Source organism: Microbacterium aquimaris, from assembly GCF_039531285.1.
Classification (GTDB): Bacteria; Actinomycetota; Actinomycetes; order Actinomycetales; family Microbacteriaceae; genus Microbacterium; species Microbacterium aquimaris.
Genome location: NZ_BAAAPT010000001.1, coordinates 135307 through 151277 on the forward strand (window position 1 = coordinate 135307; position 15971 = coordinate 151277).

The 15971-nt window shown below is 69.4% G+C and carries 12 protein-coding genes and 1 tRNA gene; 4 read left to right on the forward strand and 9 right to left on the reverse strand.

Translation table 11 applies throughout. The features are described 5' to 3' along the window. The first annotated feature begins 91 nt into the window (after positions 1-91). From ABD204_RS00695 to ABD204_RS00705, 3 genes are all read left to right on the forward strand, one after another. A complete protein-coding gene (locus tag ABD204_RS00695) occupies positions 92-2545 on the forward strand; it encodes a hypothetical protein (RefSeq protein ID WP_194422816.1) in 2454 nt (817 codons plus the stop codon). A gap of 76 nt (positions 2546-2621) precedes the next feature. Next, positions 2622-2695, forward strand: a tRNA-Pro gene (locus ABD204_RS00700). Between the two features lie 95 nt (positions 2696-2790). Next, positions 2791-3558, forward strand: coding sequence for an HAD-IIB family hydrolase (locus ABD204_RS00705; RefSeq protein WP_194422817.1), 768 nt, complete (start codon positions 2791-2793; stop codon positions 3556-3558). 60 nt (positions 3559-3618) lie between these two features. On the opposite strand, the gene ABD204_RS00710 is transcribed toward ABD204_RS00705, so the two are convergent. The 7 genes from ABD204_RS00710 to ABD204_RS00740 all read right to left on the reverse strand — a co-directional run bounded on the left by ABD204_RS00710 (position 3619) and on the right by ABD204_RS00740 (position 11459). Then, on the reverse strand, positions 3619-4908 hold the full coding sequence (locus ABD204_RS00710; protein WP_194422818.1) for an alpha-hydroxy acid oxidase: 1290 nt from the start codon (positions 4906-4908) through the stop codon (positions 3619-3621). A gap of 32 nt (positions 4909-4940) precedes the next feature. Continuing rightward, on the reverse strand, positions 4941-5657 hold the full coding sequence (locus tag ABD204_RS00715) for a FadR/GntR family transcriptional regulator (RefSeq protein ID WP_194422819.1): 717 nt from the start codon (positions 5655-5657) through the stop codon (positions 4941-4943). 83 nt (positions 5658-5740) lie between these two features. Further along, positions 5741-6763: a UDP-glucose 4-epimerase GalE gene (galE, locus tag ABD204_RS00720; RefSeq protein WP_194422820.1), complete on the reverse strand. Its 1023-nt coding sequence runs from the start codon at positions 6761-6763 to the stop codon at positions 5741-5743. A 28-nt stretch (positions 6764-6791) separates the two neighbouring features. Beyond that, positions 6792-7448 (reverse strand): thymidine kinase, encoded by a 657-nt coding sequence (locus tag ABD204_RS00725; protein ID WP_194422821.1) that lies wholly within the window; start codon positions 7446-7448, stop codon positions 6792-6794. Positions 7449-7510: 62 nt separating this feature from the next. Then, the gene (locus ABD204_RS00730) at positions 7511-8983 is read right to left on the reverse strand and encodes a malate:quinone oxidoreductase (RefSeq protein WP_194422822.1); all 1473 of its coding nucleotides are present in this window, start codon (positions 8981-8983) and stop codon (positions 7511-7513) included. Positions 8984-9020: 37 nt separating this feature from the next. Further along, complete coding sequence (locus ABD204_RS00735; protein WP_194422823.1) at positions 9021-10091, reverse strand: aspartate-semialdehyde dehydrogenase; 1071 nt, start codon at positions 10089-10091, stop codon at positions 9021-9023. An 81-nt stretch (positions 10092-10172) separates the two neighbouring features. Next, positions 10173-11459 (reverse strand): aspartate kinase, encoded by a 1287-nt coding sequence (locus tag ABD204_RS00740; RefSeq protein WP_194422824.1) that lies wholly within the window; start codon positions 11457-11459, stop codon positions 10173-10175. A gap of 221 nt (positions 11460-11680) precedes the next feature. On the opposite strand from ABD204_RS00740, the gene ABD204_RS00745 reads away from it, so the two are divergent. Next, positions 11681-13078 (forward strand): threonine/serine exporter family protein, encoded by a 1398-nt coding sequence (locus tag ABD204_RS00745; protein ID WP_194422825.1) that lies wholly within the window; start codon positions 11681-11683, stop codon positions 13076-13078. A gap of 36 nt (positions 13079-13114) precedes the next feature. Here the strand turns inward: ABD204_RS00745 and recR are convergent, their stop codons facing one another. Further along, positions 13115-13711 carry a recombination mediator RecR gene (gene recR, locus ABD204_RS00750; RefSeq protein WP_194422826.1) on the reverse strand — a complete coding sequence of 199 codons (597 nt, stop codon included), beginning with the start codon at positions 13709-13711 and terminating at the stop codon, positions 13115-13117. Further along, complete coding sequence (locus ABD204_RS00755; RefSeq protein ID WP_194422827.1) at positions 13711-15936, reverse strand: DNA polymerase III subunit gamma and tau; 2226 nt, start codon at positions 15934-15936, stop codon at positions 13711-13713. Before ABD204_RS00755 ends, recR begins: the two co-directional genes overlap by 1 nt. Between the last annotated feature and the right edge of the window lie 35 nt (positions 15937-15971).

A 15971-nucleotide genomic window follows, 5' to 3' on the forward strand; every position in this document is an offset into this window, starting at 1 on the left:
TCCTCCTCCCCATCGACGGCGGGCGCGCCTGCATCCACAGGAACCGCATCGACCCTTCGGTCTGAAGCGGGGACTGCCGACCATCGAGGGTATGAAACGCGCTCTGGTCGTCTTCGGGATCCTCCTCGCCGTCGTCTCCGCGGGCATCGTCATCACCTCCTGGTCGGTCGCGACCCCGTCTCAGGCCGCATCCGCCGGCGCCGGATTCGGGACGTGGGCACCGACCTCGACGTACGGATGGCACGGGTCGATGAAGGTGGGAGACGTGCACACGTACTGCATCCGGCCGGGCCTTGCGGCCCCGACCGGCCAGACGACCGATCGCGGGGTCCGCTCCGACGCGGGCGGGCTCAGCCCGAAGCAGCTCACCGGCATCAACCATCTCGTGACCGCATACGGTCAGACATCGGATCCCGTGCAGGCGGCGAGTGTGGGGTGGGCGGTGAAGGCGATCGCCGACTGGGACCAGACACTTCATGCCTTCGGCTATCCCGGCGACACACTCGCCGGTGCGATCAACTGGACGTTCTCCGCCCTCGCCCCCGAGCACAACGAGCGCGTGCAACAGCTCGCGACCTCGTACTATGCGGAGGCGACCGCGCTTCCCGTCGCCGAGGGCGGATCTGAAGGACGTCTCGTCTTCACCACCGACGACGAAGACCCGCGCCACGGGACCGTCACCGCGAAGGTCGCGAGCGCGACCGGCCTCGGCACGATCGAGCTGACCGGCGCAGAGTTCGCGGGCGGCGGCACGTCACGATCGGATGTCCGTGCCGGCGAAAGCTATGAGATCCGCGTGACACCCGCCGCCGGCGCGCCCGAGGTCACCGTGCGCGGATCGGGTGTGTTCCCGACCGCGCCCCGCGCCGCGGTCCGGTACTTCACCACACCGGGCGGTCAGGACACCGCCGGGCCCGCAGGACCGGCAGAGACGACCGTGGAAGGTGAAGACATGGAGCCCCGCGTCTTCACCTTCACGCCCACGATCACCACACAAGTGGTCGAACGGTACGTCACGGACGGGGTGTTCGCCGACGAGGTCACCGTCCGCGGCGACGGCTCATGGCCACGCGCCGACGACGGCGCCTACGCCGTGGTCCGTGCCGTCGCCGACGTGTACCGCGACGACGTCGAGCCCGCCCCCGGAGACGCGATCCCCGGTGAGCCCGTCGCGACGATGGTGCTCGAGACCGACCCTGCTCTCGGCCCCACCTCCCCGTATCGCGTCGAGGCCACCGAGGCGCTCACCGAGCCCGGGTTCTACACCGCGGTCTGGCGCATCTTCGCCGCAGATCAGAGCGCGGCGGTGCGCGACCGTCTCCCCGACGACTATGCGTGGGAAGAGGAGTACGGCGTGCGTGCCCAGACGATCATGGTGCCCTCGGTCTTCTCGCGCGCGGAGAGCGACCTCACCGTGGGAGGGACGATGTCCGACGAGGTGATCGTGGCCGGCCCCGTGCCTCGCGACGGCCTCGTCCTGAGCACCGCGGTCTACCGCGCCGTCGACGGGATCGCGCCCGAAGACAGCTGCACGGCGGAGAACCTCGTGTGGGCCTCCGAGAAGACGCGTGTCTCCGAACCGGGCGCGGCGACGTTCACGGCACCCTCGGTACCGGAGTTCGGCACGTACTACTGGCAGGAGAGCGCAGAGGACGCCGACGGCGTGCGCGTGCACGTAGGCGGGTGCGGCGTGCCCGAGGAGACCGCCGTCGCAGAGCCGCCGACCGTGGTGACCCACGCGCAGCCCTCGGCGGGCTTCGGCGCGGTGATCACCGACACCGCGACGGTCTCCGGAAACGTCCCGGCGAGCGGCTCGACATCCCTGGTCTTCCGGGTACACCTCGCCCCCGACGGGCTCCCTCCGGCGGAGGCCTGCACCGAGGAGACGCTCGTCGCTGTGACCGAGCCCGTCGCCGTGCCCGACGCGGGCGAATACGACTCCCCCGGCGTCCCCACGACCGCGTCTGGCACCTACTACTGGATCGAAGAACTCCGCTGGAGCCCCGATGACGGCGAACCCCGGACCCTTGCGCGCGGGGCGTGTGGCACCGAGGAGGAGACCACGGTCGTGGACCGACCGGCGGTGGCCACCCGTGCGACACCCCGCGCCGCGACCGGCGAGCCGTTCACGGACATCGCCACGGTCACCGGCCTGGACGAGTCGGTCGACGCCGAGCTGGTGTTCTCCGCCTACCTGCACCGCACCGGTCAGACCCCGGACTGTTCGGAACGGATCGTCGAGACCGCGGCCGTGCCGGTCCACGGCGACGGGGAGTACGAATCGCCCGCCGTCACGTCGGACATCGCCGGCACCGTCCAGTGGGTCGCTCAGCTGCAATACCGGCCCGAAGCGGGCGGTGACACGGTGGTGATCCACCGCGGCGAGTGCGGAGAGGAGGGCGAGTCGACGATCGTCGACGACCTCGCGGCGACCGGCGTCTCCGGCAGCGGGGCCGGCGTGTCGACGCAGATGTGGGCGGCCGGAGGCATCGCCCTGGTCTCCCTCGGACTCGCCGCACTGGGCTTGCGTTCGCGGCGCGCCTGACCGGGCCATCGGTCTGCTGCACCCCGGTTCCGATTCGGCACATCGGCCGAAGCAGGGTAGACTCGCAGGGTTGCCACGGGGTGTGGCGCAGCTTGGTAGCGCGCTTCGTTCGGGACGAAGAGGCCGCAGGTTCAAATCCTGTCACCCCGACCGCAGAGAGGCTCCACCTTCGGGTGGAGCCTTTCGTGTCGGGGTGTGCGATCGGGCATGCCTCGAGTACGGTGACATCGAAGATGTGGAGAATCGTGCCCGACAGCATCCGCCTGGTCGCCTTCGACCTCGACGACACCCTCGCCCCGTCCAAGAGCGCCATCGACGCACGCATGGGACACCTGCTCATCGCCCTCGCCCAGCGCGTGGAGGTGGCCGTCATCTCGGGCGGCCAGCTCACCCAGTTCCGCAGCCAGGTCGTCGAGCGTCTCCCCGAGTCGGATCGCACGAGCCTCGAGCGGATCCACCTGCTTCCCACGTGCGGCACCCAGTACTACCGACTCCGGGACGGCGACGTGCACACCGTCTACGCCCACAGCCTGACCGATGACGAGAAGTCCCGCGCCCTCACCGCCGTCGAGGAGGAAGCCCGACGACTCGGCTACTGGGAGAGCGAGACCTGGGGGCCGATCCTGGAGGACCGCGGCTCGCAGATCACCTTCTCGGCCCTCGGCCAGAGCGCGCCACTGGACGCCAAGAAGGCATGGGATCCGACCGGCGAGAAGAAGAACGCCCTCCGTCAGGCCGTCGCCGACCGCATCCCCGACCTGGAGGTACGCTCAGGCGGCTCCACCTCCGTGGACATCACCCACCGCGGCATCGACAAGGCCTACGGGATGCGTCAGCTCTCCGAACAGACCGGCATCCCCCTCGACGAGATGCTCTTCGTCGGCGATCGACTCGACCCCGACGGCAACGACTACCCCGTTCTGGCGATGGGTGTCGCCTGTCAGGCGGTCGACGGCTGGGAACAGACCGCCGACTTCCTCGACGGCCTCATCCCCACCCTTCCCCCACGCTGACCTCCCGGAGGGCGTCCGCGCCCGCTGACGCGCACGGCACGGACACCCACCCGGAATGCCTCAGGCCTTCGCGGGCGACTTCGCCGCGGCCGCACGTGGTCGCGGCGAGCGGGTCGGCGCCGCGACCGGCGTCATCCGCTGCAGCTGCGTGACGTGCCGCGGTTCGAGCTCGTCGAGCGACGAGACACCGAGCAGGGCCATCGTCCGGGTGATCTCGGTGCGCAGGATCTCGATCGTCTTGTCGACACCCGCACGGCCACCGGCCATCAGGCCGTACAGGTATGCACGACCGATCAGCGTGAACTTGGCCCCGAGCGCGATCGACGCGACGATGTCGGCACCGTTCATGATGCCCGTGTCGACCATGACGGTGGCGTCCTTGCCCACCTCGCGCACGACCTGCGGAAGCAGGTGGAACGGAACCGGAGCCCGATCGAGCTGTCGACCACCGTGGTTGGAGAGCACGATGCCGTCGACGCCGAGGTCGATGAGCTTCTTCGAGTCGGCGACGTTCTGCACGCCCTTGATGACGATCTTGCCGGGCCACAGATCGCGGATGACCGCGAGGTCCTCGTAGCTGATGGTCGGGTCCATCGCGGCGTTCAGCAACTCACCGACGGTGCCGCCGGTGGTCGACAGCGACGCGAACTCGAGCTTCGGAGTGGTGAGGAAGTCGATCCACCACCACGGCCGGGGGATCGCGTTCAGGATCGTCCCGACCGTCAGCTGCGGCGGAATGGAGAATCCGTTGCGCTTGTCCCGCAGGCGGGCTCCCGCGATCGGCGTGTCGACCGTGAACATCAGCGTGTCGAACCCGGCCGCAGCCGCGCGCCGGGCGAGACCGTAGGAGATGTCGCGATCGCGCATGACGTACAGCTGGAACCAGTTGCGACCGCCGGGGTTGGTCGCCTTCACGTCCTCGATCGAGGTGGTCCCGAGCGTCGACAGCGTGAACGGGATGCCCGCAGCCCCGGCGGCTCCGGCACCGGCGATCTCCCCTTCTGTCTGCATGAGACGGGTGAACCCCGTGGGCGCGATGCCGAACGGGAGCGCGCTGGGACCGCCGAGCACCTCGATGGAGGTGTCCACCTTTTCGGCGGGCCGCAGCACGTCGGGGTGGAACTCGATGTCCTCGAAAGCCTGACGGGCGCGTGCGAGGGACAACTCCCCCTCGGCGGCACCGTCGGTGTAGTCGTAAGCGGCCTTGGGCGTGCGCCGCTTCGCGATGCGCTGCAGGTCGTAGATCGTCAGCGCGCCGTCGAGGCGACGCTTGGTGGGGTTGAGCTCGGGCTTTTTGAACTGCATGAGTTCGAGCAGTTCGGCGGGCTGGGGCAGCTGGCGCTGGACCATTGTTTCCTTTTCGTTCTTCGGTGGACGGACGGTCAACGGGAAAGACCCGCGTGGGCGTAGTACCCGGAGATGTGCGCGTGCACGAGCGCACGGGCGCGGTCGGGAGAACCGGCATCGATGGCGTCGAGGATCGCCGCGTGCTCGTCACGCAGACGATCGGCGGTCGCCTCCCAGTCCTCGATGTTGTCGGCGCCCTCGCGCACGTAGGACTCGATGGACGAGCGCAGACCCGCCATCATCGCCGTGATCACGACGTTGCCGGATGCCTCGGCCAGGCTCAGGTGCAACTGCGCATCGAGCGCGAGGAACTCCCCCGGCGACAAGTCGGTGCCGGCCATCGCCTCGACCACGCGCCGGGCCTCCCGGATACCGCGGTTCGGATCCTGCGCCAACGCATCGACGACGGCTTCCTCCAGCACCAGGCGGGTACGCACGACATCGTCCAGGGGGAACCCCTGCGCGGCGACCTGCAATCGCAGGAGTGACTGCATACCCCCGCTGGGCGCCGCGACGATGATCGCACCGGAGGATGGCCCCGAGCCGGTCCCGGTGCGGATGAGCCCCATGACCTCGAGCACGCGCAGCGCCTCACGGACACTGGATCGACCGACGCCGAGGGTGCCGGCGAGCTCACGCTCGGCCGGGAGCCGGTCGCCGGGACCGAGGCGACCGTCGAGCAGATCGTTCTCGATCCGCTCGAGCACGATCTGCCACGCGCGCGACGGCGCGGATGCGGCCTCTTCGACCATTCAGCGTTCCCCTCGTGTGGTCTGACCATAGTACACACTGTGGTCAGACCACGAGGAGTCTGTGTGCGGGAGCTCGCAGAGAACTACGTCGCGGTGGCGTACCCCTGCGGGTTCTGCGACTGCCAGCGCCAGTAGTCGCGAGACGCGTCGTCGATGTCGAACCGCGCCTTCCACCCCAATTCGCGCTCGGCCTTCGCCGGGTCGCAGTACGTCGCGGCGACGTCACCGGGCCGCCGGTCCAGGATCTGCGTGGGAAGCGCGTGGCCCACGGCCTTCTCGAACGACGCGATCAGCTCGAGCACACTCACCGGGCGCCCGGTGCCGAGGTTGTAGACCGCGTAGCCGGGGGCGGCCTTCTCGAGCGCCGACACATGACCCTCCGCGAGGTCGACGACGTGGATGTAGTCGCGCAACCCGGTGCCGTCCGGGGTGTCGTAGTCGTCGCCGAAGACCCCGATCCGCTCGAGGCTCCCGATCGCGACGCGGGAGACGTAGGGCATGAGGTTGTTCGGGATGCCGGTGGGGTCCTCCCCGATGAGGCCGCTGGTGTGCGCGCCCACCGGGTTGAAGTAGCGCAGGACGGTGACGTTCACGTCGGGGTTCACGCGTGCCACATCGGCGAGGACGACCTCGTTCATGCGCTTGGACTTGCTGTACGCGTTGGACAGGTCGACGCTCGTGGTCGAATCCTCTGTGAACGGCAGGTCGGCCGGGTCGGAGTAGACGGTCCCGGTGCTCGAGAACACGAACGAGCGGATGCCGTGCGCCAGCCCGACGCGCAGCAGCGCGAATGTCGTGTCGAGGTTGTTCGCGTAGTACTCCAGGGGTTTCAGGGTCGATTCCCCCACGGCCTTGAACGCGGCGAAGTGGATGACCGCGTCGATCGGGCCGTGGTCGGCGAAGACGCCTTCGACCACTTCGTCGTCCGCCGCGTCGCCGACCACCAACGGGGCGGACTTCCCGGTGATGCGCTCGACCCGTTGTGCGGCCACGGCACTGGTCCCCGACAGATCGTCGAGGAGGACCACGTCATGGCCGGCGTCGAGCAGGGACACGGCGGTGTGCGCACCGATGTAGCCGGCACCGCCGGCAAGGAGAACTCGCATGGCACCAGCCTATCCAGGGGCGCCGTGATCAGCGGCCGTCCAGCCGCCCGCCGGATTCGCGCAGGTAGCACTCCGCACACATCGACTCATAGGTCACACGGTCGGCGGTGAGTTCGTCGATGGCGACCTGGTCGCCGTCGAAGACGAACCGCCCGCCGACCAGGCGCGCATTGAACAGGGCCTTGCGCCCGCAGCGGCAGATCGTCTTGAGCTCCTCGAGACTGTGCGCGAGCTCCATGAGCCGCCGCGAACCCGGGAACGCCTCGGTGCGGAAGTCGGTGCGGATGCCGTACGCGAGCACCGGGATCTTGTCCAGGACGACGATCCGCAACAGGTCGTCGATCTGGGTGGGCGTGAGGAACTGTGCCTCATCGAGCAACAGGCATGCCACGTCGGCGCGACGCGGAGGCTGCTCGTCGGGAAGCAGGCTCGCCTCGGCGTCCTCCTTCACCCGGTCGCGGTGCACGGCGAAGAGCGTGCGCAGATCAGCGTCCGGCGGGATGAGGAAGTCGACCGGTCGCGTCACGCCGAGCCGGCTGGAGACCCGATCGGCGTCCTTCGTGTCGATGGCGGGTTTGGCCAACAGCACACGCTGACCGCGCTCTTCATAGTTGTAGGCGGCCTGCAGGAGCGCGGTGGACTTTCCCGAGTTCATCGCGCCGTAGCGGAAGTACAGTTTGGCCACGGGGCGTCCTCAGCTTCCGTGCCCGGCGGGGTACACGCGCGCGGACTCCGTCGACCGGCGCGTCATCGCCCGATGCCGAGGGTCTCGGCCGTCTCCTCGAGCACCGCGTCGGCCGCTTCGGGACGCGGATTGAGGGTCTCGCCGTAGCTCGGGATGAGTTCGCGCAGACGCGGCTCCCACTCGTCGATACGGTCGGGGAAGCAGGTCTTCAGCAGACCCAGCATGATGGACACTGCCGTGGACGCCCCCGGCGAGGCGCCCAGCAGGCCCGCGATCGACCCGTCCGCACCGGTCACCACCTCGGTGCCGAACTGCAACACGCCGACCTTCTTCGGATCCTTCTTCATCACCTGTGCGCGCTGACCGGCGTTCAGCAGCTCCCAGTCCTCGTCCTTGGCGGTCGGCATGAACTCGCGCAGACTGTCGACCTTCTTGGCGTGGTTCTTCAGCAGCTCACCGATGAGGTACTTGATCAGCCCGGGGTTGTCGACCGCGACCTTGAGCATGGGGAGGATGTTGCCCGGGCGCACCTGTGCGAACAGGTCGAACCACGACCCGTTCATCAGGAATTTCGGGCTGAAGGTCGCGAACGGACCGAACAGCAGCGATGTCTCGCCGTCCACGACGCGCGTGTCGAGGTGAGGGACCGACATCGGCGGTGCGCCGACGGACGCCTGCGAATACACCTTCGCGCGATGGCGGGCGACGATCTTCGGATTCGAGGTCTTCAGCCACTGCCCGCCGATGGGGAACACCCCGTATCCGGAGATCTCGGGGATGCCGGAGGACTGCAGCAGCTTGATCGCCCAGCCGCCGGCGCCGACGAACACGAACTTCGCGTCGGTCGCGCCGGGGGTCCGACCGACGGTGTCACGCCAGCGGACACGCCAAGACCCGTCCGGGCGGCGCTTCAGCTTGCGCACCTCACGGTTCGTGATCACCTCGACGCCGCGTTCGCGCAAGGCGGCGAACATCTGCCGGGTGAGGGCGCCGAAGTCGACGTCGGTTCCGGCGGGAGCCCGGGTGGCCGCGAACGACTCCCCCGCGCGGCGCTTGTCCATCAACAGCGGCGCCCACTGATTGATGACGCGGGAGTCCTCGCTGTACTCGATGCCGGCGAACAGCGGTTGGTCCTTCAACGCCTCGTACCGCTTCTTGAGATACGCGACGTCCTTCTCGCCGCGCACGAACGTCATGTGCGGCGTGGAGTTGATGAACGTCGAGGGCTCATCGAGCACTCCGGCCTCGACCAGCGACGACCAGAACTGTCGGCTCTGCTGGAACTGCTCGTTGATCGAGATCGCCTTGGCGGGATCGACGGTGCCGTCCTTCGCCTCGGGCATGTAGTTCAGCTCGCACAGCGCGGCGTGACCGGTGCCGGCGTTGTTCCACGCGCTGGAGCTCTCTTCGGCGACCTCGCCGAGGCGCTCGTAGACGACGATCTTCCAGTCGGGCTGCAGTTCGGAAATGAGCGTGCCCAGGGTGGCACTCATGATGCCACCACCGATCAGCACGACGTCGGCGGTTTCGGTCACCCGTCGATTCTAGGCGGGCGGCCGCGATGCGCCGAACTCAGGCGGACACGCCCCGCTTGGCCGCGACGACCTCGGCGATCTGCACGGCGTTCAGCGCCGCCCCCTTGCGGAGGTTGTCGTTGCTGATGAACAACACGAGCCCGCGACCCTCCGGCGCCGACTGGTCGGGGCGGATGCGGCCGACGAAGCTCGGGTCCTGGCCTGCCGCCTGCAGCGGTGTCGGGACCTCGTCGAGGCGCACGCCGGGCGCCTCCGCCAGCACCTCGCGGGCGCGCTCGGGCGTGATCTCGCGCGCGAACTCGACATTGATCGACAGCGAGTGGCCGGTGAACACCGGGACCCGCACGCACGTCCCGGCGACACGGAGGTCGGGCAGTTCGAGGATCTTGCGGCTCTCGTTGCGAAGCTTCTTCTCCTCGTCGGTCTCGTTCAGTCCGTCGTCGACGACCGAACCCGCGAGCGGGATGACGTCGAACGCGATCGGCGCGACGTACTTCTCGGGCTGCGGGAAATCCACCGCCGAACCGTCGTGCACGAGCCGCAGGGTGTCACCCTGCGCGAGGACACCTTCGACCTGGCCGAGCAGCTCCTGGGCGCCCGCGAGCCCGGAACCGGACACCGCCTGATAGGTGCTGACGATGAGACGTTCCAGCCCGGCCTCGGCGTGCAGGGCCTTCAGGACCGGCATCGCCGCCATCGTCGTGCAGTTCGGGTTCGCGACGATGCCCTTGACGGCCTGATCGATCGCGTGCGGATTCACCTCGCTGACCACCAGCGGGACCTCCGGGTCCATGCGCCAGGCGCTGGAGTTGTCGATGACGGTCGCGCCGGCCTCCGCGAACCGGGGCGCGTGGGCGCGGCTGCCCGTGGCTCCGGCCGAGAACAGCGCGATGTCGATGCCCGCGGGGTCTGCGGTGGCGACGTCTTCGATGACGACGCTCCGGCCACCGAACTCCACCGCGGTCCCCGCAGAACGGGCGGTCGCGAACAGGCGCAGCTCACGGATGGGGAAAGAGCGCTCCGCGAGGATCTCACGCATGACGGTGCCAACCTGGCCGGTGGCGCCGACGACGGCGACGGAGAGTCCGGAATCGGAGATACGGGTCATGACGGTTCCTCGGGTCGGTTCGAACCTGCCGGCTCGCACGGCGGCCGCGACGGGCGGCCGGAAAGGGTGGAGGGGCCGAGTCTAGCGGCCGGTACCGGCGTAGACGGTCGCCTCGATGTCACCGTCGAGTCCGTAGGCGGTGTGGACGACGCGGGCGGCGTCGGCGAGATCGTCTCCGCGCAGCACGACCGAGATGCGGATCTCGGAGGTGGAGATCATCTCGATGTTGATGCCCGAGGTGCTCAGCGCTTCGAACAGGGTCGCCGAGACACCCGAGTGGGTGCGCATCCCGGCGCCCACGACCGAGAGCTTGCCGATCTGGTCGTCGTGCACCAGGCTCGCGAAACCGATGTCGTCCTGGTCACCGGCGAGCGCCTTGATGGCCGTGGCGGCGTCGGATTTGGGAAGGGTGAACGAGATGTCGGTGCGCCCGGTCGAGGCGGCCGACACGTTCTGCACGATCATGTCGACGTTCGCGCCGGACTTCGCGACGATCTTGAAGATCTCCGCCGCCTTCCCGGGCACATCGGGTACACCGATGACGGTGATCTTGGCCTGGCCGAGGTCGGTGGCGACTCCGGCGACGATCGGCTCTTCCATGGTCTCTCCCTCTTCGCCGTCGGGGATCGACATCCCCGGACCGAGAACGTAGGTGCCCACGCCCGAGCTGAACGTGGAGCGGGCGTGGATGAGCACGCCGTGACGGCGCGCGTACTCGACCGCGCGGATGTACAGGACCTTCGCGCCGTTGGCGGCGAGCTCGAGCATCTCCTCGGCACCGACCACCGACAGCTTCCTGGCCTTGGGGACCACGCGCGGATCGGCGGTGAAGATGCCGTCGACGTCGCTGTAGATCTCGCAGACGTCGGCCTCGAGCGCGGCGGCGAGCGCGACGGCGGTGGTGTCCGACCCCCCGCGCCCCAGCGTGGTGATGTCGCGGGTGTCGCGGTTGAACCCTTGGAAGCCGGCGACGATGACGATGGCACCGTCGTCGAGGGCCTCGCGCAGACGCACGGGTGTGACGTCGACGATGCGGGCGGAGCCGTGATCGGCGGTGGTGATCATCCCGGCCTGGCTACCGGTGAAGGACCGCGCCTCGAATCCCATCGAATGGATCGCCATCGCCAGCAGAGCCATCGAGATGCGCTCACCGCTGGAGAGCAGCATGTCCATTTCGCGCGGGGCGGGGATCGGGGCGACCTGGCCGGCGAGGTCGATGAGCTCGTCGGTCGTGTCGCCCATCGCACTGACGGCCACGACGACGTCGTGGCCGGCACGGCGGGCGTCGACGATGCGCTTCGCGACGCGTTTGATGCTCTCCGCGTCGGCGACGGACGAACCGCCGTACTTCTGGACGATCAGCGCCACGTTGGATCTCCCGGGTTGCGCGGGCACGAAGGAATCGGGCGAAAGCACGCCCGACCCACCATCTTACGGACGCGATCATGCGCACATCGCCATGTGACGAACCGCACCCGGCTTCCGCTCGGCCCGTGCACGGTCCCCGCACAGGCGATCGGTCCTAGGATCGAGGCGGTCCCCGCGCCCGGAGGACCGTCGCCGAACGAGTCACAGGAGGTCGCGGCCGCATGGCCCCACGCCGCCGCAAGCTGCTGCCCTCGCTGAGCAGCCTGGTGCGCAGTGACCTGCCCACCGACACCCTCACCGAGGCGTTCCCGGTGATCGACGACGCTCTGGCCGCGCAGATCGTCGAGCTCGCGATCCGCATCGGAGAGACGATGCTGGTCGCCGGTGCCCCCGCGAGCGAGGTCACCCTCACGATCGTGCGCGTCGCCGGCACCTACGGCCTCGACCAAGTCCACGTCGAAGTCAGCTACAACTCGATCACGGCGACCTATCACCGGCCGGGCGCGGCGCGCCCGATCACGTCCATGCGTGTGGTGCGCGGTGCGGCCCCGGACCACGAACGACTCCAGCGGGTGCAGGCACTGGTCAGCGACATCCGGTCGGGTCTGGATCCCCAGACGGCGTCGGAACGGTTCCGACGAATCCGACACACCCCTTTCCTGTACCGCCCGCCGGCGGTCGTGATCGCGCAGGGCATGCTCGCGGTCGGCGTCGCCATCATGTTCGGTGCGCCGTGGATCGTCATCGTGCTCGCGTTCGTCGCCGCGATCCTGGCCGCTCTCACCCAGTACGCGCTCGCGAAGGCACACGTGCCGTACTTCTTCAGCCAGATCGCCGGGGCGTTCGTCCTCACCCTGGCCGCTGCGTTCAGTCCGCTCCTCGCCCTGACCCCCCTTCCCGGGGCGCAGGACATCAGACCATCGGTGATCGTCGCCTCCGGCATCGTCCTGATGCTGGCCGGTCTCACCGTCGTCGGCGCGGCGCAGGATGCGATCGACGGGTTCGCCCTGACCGCAATGGGGCGCATGCTCGAGCTGACGACGCACACGTTGGGGGTCGTGCTCGGCATCCTGGCCGCCTTGGAAGTGGCCAGCGTCGTCGGACGGGGGATGGACCCACCCAATGAGGCGGTCCCCCTGGGCGCGGTCCCGCTGCAGTTCCTTGGAGCGGGACTCATCGCCGTCGCCGTTGCCGTGTACAACGGCGCCGGCCGCCGCATCATCGTGGTGAGCACCGTGTTGAGTCTCATTGCGTGGGCGGGCTACCTCGCCGCCTCCTCCATCGGACTCGACACGGCCGCAGCGAGCGGCATCGGGGCCTTCGTCGGCAGCTTCGTCGGGGTCCTCGCGGCTTACCGACTCCACGTGCCGTCGGTGGCCATCACGATCGCCGCCATCCTCCCCATGGTCCCCGGCGCCGCGGTATTCCGCGGGTTGCTGAGCATCGTCGAGGCCGGGGACGAGGGGTCGCTCATGCTGGTGGGGTTCGAGACGCTCGTCGGTGCGGCCGTCGTCGGCATCAGTCTCGCCGTGGGGGCGTCGCTGGGTATTTACCTCGGGCAGCCCGTGCGCGCGTCGCTCGGCTCGGTCTCCAAGGCGCGCGTGCGCCTTCGCCGCTGACACCCGCGCGAGATCCCGGGTCCGTCACGAGCGGACTCACCCGATGGCGCGGCGCCCTTCGAAGGCCCGCCCGAGGGTCACTTCATCGGCGTACTCGAGGTCGCCGCCGACGGGCAGACCGGACGCGAGGCGGGTGACCGAGATCTGCAGCGTCTGCAACAGCCGGCTCAGATACGTCGCCGTCGCCTCCCCCTCGAGGTTCGGGTTCGTGGCGATGATGACCTCCTGCACGGTGCCGTCGGCGAGACGCTGCATGAGTTGCGCGATGCGCAGGTCGTCGGGGCCGATGCCGGCGATCGGGCTGATGGCGCCGCCGAGCACGTGGTAGAGCCCGCGGAACTCGCGCGTGCGCTCGATCGCCGCCACGTCCTTCGCGTCCTCCACCACGCAGATGAACGTCAGGTTGCGGCGCGGGTCGCGGCAGATACCGCACCGCTCCTGCTCGGAGACATTCCCGCAGATCTCGCAGAAGCGCACCTTGTCGCGCACCTCGGACAGGAGCTGGGCCAAGTGGGACACATCGAAACCGGGCGTCTGGAGGATGTGGAACGTGATGCGCTGCGCCGACTTGGGCCCGATCCCGGGGAGGCGGCCGAACTCGTCGATCAGGTTCTGGACGATGCCGTCGTACATCAGCTGAACCTCGTGGGCGCCTCGTAGGGCTCTTCACGCACGAAGGTCGCACCCAGCACCTGCCGCACGACCGCTTCGCCGTAGCGCTGCACGCCGCCCTCGCGCCGGGGAGCACGACCGGCGGCGCGCGGTTCGGGGGTGGGGGTGGCCAACGGCGGGGCGACGACCGGGGGCACGGGGACATCGGCGGGCCGCACGTCGGTGTCGAGCTCGGGGTCCTCGTCGCGATCGTCGTCCGACACGGCGGTCGTGGCCTCGCGTGGCAGCACGTCGCCCTCGCGGTCGGGGGCGATGGTCGCCGTGCGCACCGCCGCTCGGGCGTCCTCCGGGTCGTCGTCGACGGCCAGCTGCCCGAGAGAGGATCCCACCGAGGGGACGGCGCCCGACGGCGCGCGTCCGATCGACGGGTCATCCTGCGGGATCGGGGCGACGGCCCAGTCCGTGACGGGGCTCGCCGCCGCCTGCGCGGGCGCCGACCCCCGGGCGGATGCCGGTGCCGACACCCTCGGTGACGCCTCGGCCGGGCGAACGGGGGCCGGCATGCCGCCCGGCTCCACGCCCGGACCACCGGAACCGCCGGAACCACCGGAACCACCGGAACCACCGGAACCACCGGAACCACCGGAACCACCGTCGTCGAGGTTGGCGAGGTATTTCACCCGGATGCCCAGGACGGCGACGATCGCCTGGCGGAGGTCTTCGCTCGGGCCGGCACCGGCGGTGCGTTGCTTGAACTTCGCGATGTCGGCGTTGCTCGTGAACGCCAGCGTGAGCACGTCGTCGGTGAGATCGGCCACCCGCGCTCCGAGCACGATGAGCCACGAGGATCGGCTGATGCCCTCCAGGCGCGCCAGCACCGCGTCCCAGTGGTCACGGACCACCTCGGTCGTGATCGGTCCCGAGACGACCACCGGCTCGGCCGGGGGCGTCGGCTCCGCGACGGCGGTCGACGAGGTCGCGGAGCCGGGTGCGGGCGGCGCCGGCGACGAGGTCGCGGGTGCCGCCACAGGCGTGTCCCCGGTGGGACGGGGCGGCGCGACGGGTGCCGCGCTCGGTGTCGGCGCCGCGGCGGCCGGGGCCGCCGGTCCCTCGGCGGGAGCCGGCGCAGGCGCCTCCGCTGCCGTGAGCACACGCGCGACCATGAGTTCGAGTTGCAGTCGCGGCGAGGTCGCCCCCGACATCTCGTCGAGAGCAGCGATCACGACATCGGCCGTCCGCGAAAGGCGGGACGCCCCGAAGGCGTCCGCCTGCCGCGTGTAGTTCGCCAGTTCCTCCTCCGAGACGCCGCGCAACACCGCCGCGGCGTCGTCCCCGGTCGCCGCGATGATGATCAGATCACGGAGCCGCTCGAGGAGATCGTCCACGAACCGCCGCGGGTCCTGTCCGGTCTGCACGACGCGGTCGACCGCGGCGAACGCCGCCGCGGCATCGCGTGCACCAAGTGCGTGGACGACCTCGTCGAGCAGTTCACCGTGCGTGTAACCGAGCAACGCGACCGCCCGCTCATACCGCACCAGCACGCCCTGCTCGCCGACGTCGGACCCGGCGATGAGCTGATCCAACAGCGAAAGGGTGTCTCGGGGCGATCCGCCGCCGGCGCGCACCACGAGCGGAAGCACGCCCGCTTCGACGGCCACGCCCTCGCTCGCGCAGAGCTCTTCGACATAGGCGAGCATCGCCGCGGGCGGCACCAGACGGAACGGATAGTGATGCGTGCGCGACCGGATCGTGCCGATGACCTTCTCGGGCTCGGTCGTCGCGAAGATGAATTTGACGTGGTCGGGTGGCTCTTCGACGAGCTTCAGGAGCGCATTGAACCCCTGCGGCGTCACCATGTGCGCCTCGTCGAGGATGAAGATCTTGAAGCGGTCGCGCGCCGGCGCGAACACGGCGCGTTCGCGGAGGTCGCGCGCGTCGTCGACGCCGTTGTGGGAGGCGGCGTCGATCTCGACGACGTCGAGCGATCCACCGCCGGCGCGCCCCAACTCCACGCAGCTCTCGCACGTGCCGCACGGGGTGTCGGTCGGGCCTTCCGCGCAGTTCAAGCAGCGGGCCAGGATGCGTGCGGAGGTCGTCTTGCCGCACCCGCGGGGGCCCGAGAACAGGTAGGCATGACCGACGCGGTCACCGCGCAACGCGGTCATCAGCGGCTCGGTGACCTGAGACTGTCCGATCATCTCCCCGAACGCCTCGGGGCGGTAGCGGCGGTAGAGGGCGGTGGTCACCCAGACAGCCTACGGCGTCGCTCCGACATCGTGGC